This window comes from Candidatus Neptunochlamydia vexilliferae (assembly GCF_015356785.1).
Lineage (GTDB): Bacteria > Chlamydiota > Chlamydiia > Chlamydiales > Simkaniaceae > Neptunichlamydia > Neptunichlamydia vexilliferae.
Map to the genome: position 1 here is coordinate 1 of NZ_JAAEJV010000097.1, position 3,403 is coordinate 3,403.

The 3,403-nt window shown below is 50.2% G+C and carries 2 protein-coding genes and 2 tRNA genes; all 4 read left to right on the plus strand.

Going from position 1 to position 3,403, the window contains the following annotated elements; translation table 11 throughout:
• The first annotated feature begins 213 nt into the window (after positions 1-213).
• A tRNA-Val gene (locus tag NEPTK9_RS09215) sits at positions 214-286 on the plus strand.
• A 10-nt stretch (positions 287-296) separates the two neighbouring features.
• Positions 297-370, plus strand: a tRNA-Asp gene (locus tag NEPTK9_RS09220).
• 60 nt (positions 371-430) lie between these two features.
• Complete coding sequence (locus tag NEPTK9_RS09225; protein ID WP_194848540.1) at positions 431-1,339, plus strand: YitT family protein; 909 nt, start codon at positions 431-433, stop codon at positions 1,337-1,339.
• Between the two features lie 141 nt (positions 1,340-1,480).
• On the plus strand, positions 1,481-3,403 hold a 1,923-nt coding region (locus NEPTK9_RS09230; RefSeq protein ID WP_194848541.1), incomplete at its 3' end, for a hypothetical protein.

Consider the following 3,403-nt stretch of genomic DNA (forward strand, 5'->3'; position numbering starts at 1 on the left):
CCCCGAAAGCGCAGAAAAAACACTATAAATTATTTTAAACCCCGAATTGGGAGAAATTTATAAACTTTCATCTTCTAGTCGAGCCAAATCGGCGGCTGGCCGGCTGGATTTTTTCGACCCAGCTTACTTAAAATTGTTACAGCGGGAAAGCCTCACCACAAAAATTCTATTGTGCAAAATAATCCTCTTCTGGTACGATGATGCTCTTATGGCGGGCGTATAGCTCAGTTGGTAGAGCTCCTGTCTTACACACAGGCGGTCATAGGTTCGAGTCCTTTTGCGCCCAAAATCCAGTTGCGGGAGTAGTTCAACTGGTTAGAGCACCAGCCTGTCACGCTGGAAGTTGCGAGTTCGAGTCTCGTCTCCCGCGATCTTTTTTCTTGTTTTAGATCGTATTTTCTGTTAATTTTTTAAAAAGTCGGTAAAGTCTATGGTTGCAGCACACACAGGTAAAAAAAGTAAACGCCAACTCATCGTTTCCTACTTCTGGACAGCGGTAGGGGCATTCCTCGCTGCCCTTTCCATTAAAATGTTCCTCTTCCCCAACGAACTCATCGACGGCGGCATCATCGGAATCTCGATGATCCTCACCCGCCTCACCGACAAATTCTTTTTCCCGATTTACTTTATCATTTTAACCCTCCCCTTCATCTACCTTTCCTATAAGTTCATTCGGCGCACCTTCTTCATCCATATGATCGTTGCCGTAGTCCTCTTTTCGATATTCTTGACCGCCCTTGCAACAATTCCCCCTTTCGAATCGGACCCCCTTGAAGTGATCGTCATTGGAGGTGCCATTTTGGGTATCGGGGCAGGACTCATCATCCGCAATGGAGCTTGTCTCGACGGAACCGAGATTATGGCGATCATCATCAACCGAAAAAAAGGGTTTACCGTCGGCCAGGTCGTCCTCTTTATTAACATCTTCATCTTTGCAGGCTATGGCCTCATTTTCCGGGACTGGCACATCGCTTTCCAATCCCTCCTCACCTATGTCGTCGCCTTCAAGATGATGGACATTGTGATCGTAGGTCTCGATGAGCTCAAATCGGTCATCATTATCTCGAACAAACCCAAAGAGCTCACCGACATTGTGATGCATGAGATGGGGCTCGGCCTCACCGTTATGTATGGACGGGGAGGCTACTCGGGCGATGCGCGAGAAATCCTTTTTGTCATCGTCGAGCGTCTAGATCTTTCTGATCTTAAGGATCTTGTCCTTAGCAAAGATCCCGAGGCCTTCATGGCGGTTGAAAACCTCCACGAAGTGGTCTATGGCAAACAGGCGAAAGTCCCCACTAAGAAGCGTTCCCGCAAACGACTCGCAAAAAAAACTTAAGCTCCCTCATTAAAACATAATTTGTTTTTTAACCGTTCCAACATTGAAAACCAATTCATCTCAGCTTTTCCTTGCAAAAAAAGATTAGATCCATAAAATAATTTTCTATTTGTATACTAGCCCAAACTAAGGAGTACTCCTATGGCCTCTTCAAGCTCTTCCTCAATCCACACCCCCTCTAACCCGATCCTTTCCAGCTACATCTCTGACCGCGCAGCTCTAGGGGTTGCAATCAATAGGCTCTCCAAAAAAGAAGACCCGTTCGGCAAGCTCCTTTACGAGCTTGCCGAAAAAAACGTCGATCCCCAGTGGCTCAAGACCCTCCACCGTCCAGAGGTTCTCTTCACACACACCTTCTTCTCAAGCGCACCTTTAGAAGACGTTGGCTTTTTCCAAACAGTCTCCAGCTTCTTCACCAACAAAGCCCCCGACGGCCCTCAGACCCGCCTCACCAAGCTTTTACGCCTTAGACTCTCCAATAACCACCCCTATTTCCAAGCGATCAACCAACAGATTAAACAGCTTGAAAAAGCCGCCCGAGAAAGACCCGACCTTAGGAAACATCAACAAGAAATCAAAAGCCTCATCCAGCACTACCACCAGTTCAAACAAGACATCATCAACCAGCTCGCCGACAAACGACTCAACAAACTCGCCGGTCCCGTTCTCCTACACCAAAACGGCGCCCCACCAACGCGTCTATCCCAAAAACTCGGCCGTCGCCTCTGCTCCATCGGTAAATATGGGCAAGGGAAAAAAACCAACCTCTACGGCGCCAGCGCCGTCACCCAACTCGAAGGAATCTTCTTCAAAAGAGCCCAGCTGAACCCCCTAAGTCCCGGAGAAGAATTCCTCGTCAAATCCTTCTCCACCCTCCTCTCCCCAACCCACGGAAGCGCCGCCACCCTTCTTCTCAAAATCAAAAATATCTGGACCCAAAACGCCCAGTCCACTACCCACGTCAAACACCCCTTACGCAAACGGTACATCACCAAAATGGCCACCATCAAAAACCCCAAACACAAAGAAATCTTCAAACACTTCACCGCCGAAGAAAAAAGAACCTACCCCTTCGTCTACCAAAGAGACACCCACATCATCCAAGCCTCCATCGCCGTTCCCGGAAAAAACCTCCACCAATACATCGACCAGAAACAAAACCTCCACGCTATCACCCAGTCAAGCGCCACCCTCCAACTCCTCCTCGCCCTCCTCCTCCGCCTAGGAGACGGCCGCAGCGACAACTACATGGTCACCCAAGGAAACAAACATCTCCGCCTCATCGACGCCGACAACACCTGGAAACCCTACCTCCGAGCCGATAAAGGAGCCCACTACCTCACCACCCGCGCCGCCATCTTCCTCCTCCCCCAAATGGAAAAAAATGCCGACCCCACCATCTGCAAAACCCTCGCCAGCCAAAACCCCCACCTCTTCCTCATCGGATGGCTCGCCGACATCACCCACCAAAACCAGCAATACCAAACCCTCCAAAAAAAACACATCCTCACCCCCCACGACATGCGCGAACTCAATCTCCCCATTAAAATCCGTTGGAAAGACCTACAACTCCTCCTCAAACAGCTCCAGACCTTCCAAACCCTCATTCAACACAAAAGCGTCCCAACCATGTGGGAGATCGTCGCCCACCTCGCCCCCGGCCTCGAAAACGTCTACCAAACCCTCGCCAAAAAAGGTGCCCCCCTCTCCATCGAAAAGCAAATCTTCAAGAAAAAAGGGATCCCCTCCATCGAAACCCTCATCAATCCCACAAGCGCCACCAAAGAAAAACTCCAAAAGCTCGCCGCTCAAGCATCCCACCAAAAAACCAGGCCCCTTCCCATCGACCGCCTCGTCACCCACTGGCTCACCACCCTCGACATCAGCACCCTACCCCCCAAAGACCACACCCCCTTTCTCACCCAAGCCTTCAAACTCACCAAAAACATCCACCTAAACAACAGCCCCCTCCAAGACAAAACCCTCCTCCGACATGCCCGAGACACCAAAACCCACACCCTCACCCTCAAAAACTGCCCCCACATCACCCCCAAAGGACTCCTC

Coding starts and splice junctions, on each gene's coding strand:
- NEPTK9_RS09225 (WP_194848540.1), top strand. CDS start 431: ATGGTTGCAGCACACACAGGTAAAAAAAGTAAACGCCAACTCATCGTT.